Annotated in this window: 5 protein-coding genes; all 5 read right to left on the reverse strand. The window is 33.3% G+C overall.

Annotation, left to right across the window (positions count from 1 at the left end; genetic code table 11):
- Positions 1-701, reverse strand: a 701-nt coding sequence (locus B2S90_RS02925; protein ID WP_286696518.1) for a DNA-processing protein DprA, incomplete at its 3' end; no start/stop codon positions are given.
- Between the two features lie 111 nt (positions 702-812).
- A complete protein-coding gene (locus B2S90_RS02930) occupies positions 813-1,607 on the reverse strand; it encodes a metallophosphoesterase (protein WP_055289001.1) in 795 nt (264 codons plus the stop codon).
- A 173-nt stretch (positions 1,608-1,780) separates the two neighbouring features.
- Positions 1,781-2,095 carry a type II toxin-antitoxin system RelE/ParE family toxin gene (locus tag B2S90_RS02935; RefSeq protein ID WP_278779645.1) on the reverse strand — a complete coding sequence of 105 codons (315 nt, stop codon included), beginning with the start codon at positions 2,093-2,095 and terminating at the stop codon, positions 1,781-1,783.
- On the reverse strand, positions 2,092-2,364 hold the full coding sequence (locus tag B2S90_RS02940; RefSeq protein ID WP_278779647.1) for a type II toxin-antitoxin system Phd/YefM family antitoxin: 273 nt from the start codon (positions 2,362-2,364) through the stop codon (positions 2,092-2,094). Before B2S90_RS02940 ends, B2S90_RS02935 begins: the two co-directional genes overlap by 4 nt.
- A 155-nt stretch (positions 2,365-2,519) precedes the next feature.
- Positions 2,520-3,464 (reverse strand): NAD(P)H-binding protein, encoded by a 945-nt coding sequence (locus B2S90_RS02945; RefSeq protein WP_286696519.1) that lies wholly within the window; start codon positions 3,462-3,464, stop codon positions 2,520-2,522.
- Positions 3,465-3,778 lie beyond the last annotated feature (314 nt).

Consider the following 3,778-nt stretch of genomic DNA (forward strand, 5'->3'; position numbering starts at 1 on the left):
TGTGCTCCATTTTGTATATACTTTCTAGGCCATAAGAGAGAAGATTGTAGTAATGAGTAAGGTATCAAGATGTCTCTCCCTTGCTTTATACAGTGATCTGCTTGTCTTAATGCCCCACTTCTTTCTCCTGCTTCCATGATAATAGTAGCGATAGAAATACCACTCATAGTCGCATTTCTGAGAGGAAAATTCCATTTGTATACTTTATTACAAGGTGGAAATTGTGAGACAACAAGTCCATGTTTTTCAATTGTGAGTTGAAGGTTTTTGTTTTCTTTAGGATAGTACTGGTTAATAGGTGTTCCTATGACAGCTATAGTTCTTCCATTGTTTTTTAATGCTGTTTTATGGGTTATTGTATCTATTCCTTTTGCAAGGCCTGCATTGACTACTATATTTCTTTTGACTAATGCTTTAACAAGCTTTTCTGTTTTTTCCATTGCTTCCATAGAAGCATTTCTACTCCCTACTACACTGACAGACTTTTCATTCAATAAATGTACATTGCCTTTAAGAAATAAATATGGTGGTGCTGTTGGGATCATAGCTAATAACTTAGAATATATGCCATCCCCCTTTTTAACTAATACAATATCTGCTTGAAGAGTTTTGAAACTTTCCTTGACTCTTAAATAGGTATTATAGAAATCCTTTTCAGATATACATAATTGAAATGGACTAATTGTGCTATGAATTAACATGTTCTCTTATCATTACAATTGAAATATTGCTGAATTGTACAATACAAAATAGCATCTCTTACATAAGCATTATTAATATCCATAAGAGCCTCCTTTATGAGTATTCTATTATCAGGATGAATGATTAGCAAGAGAAGTTTTGATATCTACTATAACAAGTTCAGGTCTATTGAAGATTCTAGGTACCCTTGTAGACTCTTTAGCTAGCCCTCTGCTGACTATAAAAGTAGTATGAGGGAATTGGTATATCCCACCTGCAAAACGTGGAAATAAACCCTCATCTGGCGCAAATAATCCATTTAGGATATAAGGTATACGCCATTGTCCTCCATGAGCATGTCCTGATAGTATAAGATCATAATCATACTTTAAATAATCTTTGATATAGGAAGGTCTATGGGCTAATAGTAAAGAGAAATAGTTGTTATTGGTATGTAGTTGGTTTAATTGTTTCTTATAGTTATGAGAGCATTGATCGTCTATACCACTTATATTAATAATTTGGTTATGTAGACGTATTTGTTTTGTATTCCCTTCCAATACCTCTACATGGAAAGACTTTAATATGTTCTTCATTTCATCTACCCTACCACTCCAGTATTCATGATTACCTGTAACATAATATGTAGGATACTTAGTAGTAATACCTTCTAAGAAGTGTACTGTATTCTTATCAGAAATTTGATCATCAAAGATATCTCCTCCTAGTAATAGTATATCTGGTTGTTCTTTCTTTATAGCATCTATAAGCGTATTTCCATACTTGCAGGAATGAAGATCTGTGATAAGTGCAAGTCTTATAGGATGAGAGAGTTTATGTGATGTCATCGTATAATGAACTGTATGAAAGTTAGAATTAAAAGCAATGGAAAGTATGAATGTAATACATATCTTGATTAACTTCATTGTTGATCCTCCTAAGCGAAGTATAGCAACAATCAACTAAGAAAGATACTAATATGCTCGTCTAAACCTTATAAGATGATACAGATAGCGACATCCTCATCGTATAAGAACCTAGCCTTAGGAAATAAAAAAGAGCGATTAATTCGCTCTAGTATCTCTCATGCTTATAATCTCTATCTATTTAGCCATTTAAAATCTTTTCTACAATCAAAAATATAATCAATATGTACAACGTCATCTTGAATTTGATACAAAACAAAGCAATACTTATTTATAACCATTTTCCTATACTTATTTGGCAATATGTATTCTTCATTAAAAAAGGGATAACGCTTTGGCATATACTCTAATGAACGTATGCCCTCCATGATTGCCTTCTTTTGTTTAGCAGCTGCTTCAACATTCGCTTCAGCAATAAAAGCTATATTTAATTTCAACATTTTTACTGCTTGTTCGGACATAAAAACTATATATTTATCATATGTCATTTTCTATACCCCTGAATTATTTCATCAAGAATTTCATCTAATTCATCAAGTGTATACTCTTTGCTACCAGCTATTCTCTCTTCTTCTACAGAAAGAAGCTGCTCACGCAAATCTAACATTTTTTCTCTACGACTAAATGTTTCAATATCCATAACAACTAAGTCACCTTCTCCGTTTCTCGTAAGATAAACGGGTTCTTGACTATCCCTACAAAGATCAGCAATTTCATTATAATTTTGTCTAATTGCTGCAGATGGACGAATATTCATAAAAAGCACCTCCTCTATAGTAATATTCTAACTTTATTATACCTATATTTTACTATCAATTCAATCTTCTTTATCCTACACACTAAAAATCAGTGTACATGCTCCCTAGCCTTGAGAAGCAAAAAAGAGCGGTTTAATCCGCTCTAGTGTGTAGTTTATTTGTCTTGAGAATGTCTTTCACCGATTTGGAATTCTTCATTATGATCAAACATATATCTGACTGAGATAGGTGTATCTCCTGTTAGTTCAGTGAAGTCTTTAGTATGAATATCCATTTTACCTTCTCTAATAGCCTGTGCAAATGTAACCATACCATCTGAAGAGAATGGTGCTTCTGAATCCTTTAGGAATATGCCATCAGTAGTTCTAGGGACACCCATTGCATCCCAGATCTGATAGTTTTCTTCATCAGTGACATTTACAAATGGTACATGGTTTCCTGTACTTACATCACCAATAGCACAGAATGTTGAAATAGTCATTAGTTCTAAGCCGTTAATATTCCATACCTTATGGTGGAATTCATTTGATCTATGTAATGCATAAGCTAATGCTTTAGCACAATCTTTACGAGAAATATAAGCCATTAGACCATCACCTTGTGAATTAGTAAGTGGTGCATTCATATGAGCATAAGTAAAGTAGTTAGTAACCATTGCTTCAGCATATTGAGAGTTTCTCATGAACTGATAGTCCAGACCTGCTTCCTGGATATATTTTTCAGTATAGATATGGTCTTTCTTTTCTACTGATGGGTTTGTTTCATCATCAGCATTGACTAAAGAAGTATAGATGATCTGTTTAACACCTGCTGCTTTAGCTGCATCTACAGCATTCTTATGCGCATTCTGTCTTTTAACACCAACAAATGGCATAGAAATTAATGCAAGAGCATCAGCCCCTTTAAATGCTTCAACTAATCCATCAGGATTATTAAAGTTAGTTACGTGTGTTTCTACACCCTTTTCAGCATATTTCTTGAGTGATTCTTCATTATAACCACAAAAGATTAAGTTTTCCACTGGTTCTAATGTAAGTAATACGTCGGCAGCTAATTGACCTAAGTTTCCATCAACACCAGTTAATAATAGTTTACCCATTAAGTTATCCTCCTATTTTCTATATGTAATATGATAATACTTTTAGAATCTGTTTATAAGTGAGTTTCAGATTTAGAAAATGATTTTTAGCTATTCTAAGCCTTATAGGATGATACAGGTATTAACATCCTCATCGTATAAGAACCTAGCCTTAAGAAGAAAAAAGAGCGGTTAATCCTCTCTTATGCTTCAAGTGTGTCCTTGTATTCTAAATATTCATCGAATGTAGAAAGACGGTCAATTGTACCTTCTGCAGTAAATTCGATAATTCTATTAGCGATTGTCTGAACAAACTGGTGGTCATGACAAGTAAA

Origin of the sequence: Catenibacterium sp. UBA627 (genome assembly GCF_002299355.1) — a bacterium.
Taxonomy (GTDB): domain Bacteria; phylum Bacillota_I; class Bacilli_A; order Erysipelotrichales; family Coprobacillaceae; genus Catenibacterium; species Catenibacterium mitsuoka.

Bases quoted from the DNA above. Each gene is read 5' to 3' on its own strand.
- B2S90_RS02930 (WP_055289001.1), bottom strand. From the start codon at position 1,607: ATGAAGTTAATCAAGATATGTATTACATTCATACTTTCCATTGCTTTT.
- B2S90_RS02935 (WP_278779645.1), bottom strand. From the start codon at position 2,095: ATGACATATGATAAATATATAGTTTTTATGTCCGAACAAGCAGTAAAA.
- B2S90_RS02940 (WP_278779647.1), bottom strand. From the start codon at position 2,364: ATGAATATTCGTCCATCTGCAGCAATTAGACAAAATTATAATGAAATT.
- B2S90_RS02945 (WP_286696519.1), bottom strand. From the start codon at position 3,464: ATGGGTAAACTATTATTAACTGGTGTTGATGGAAACTTAGGTCAATTA.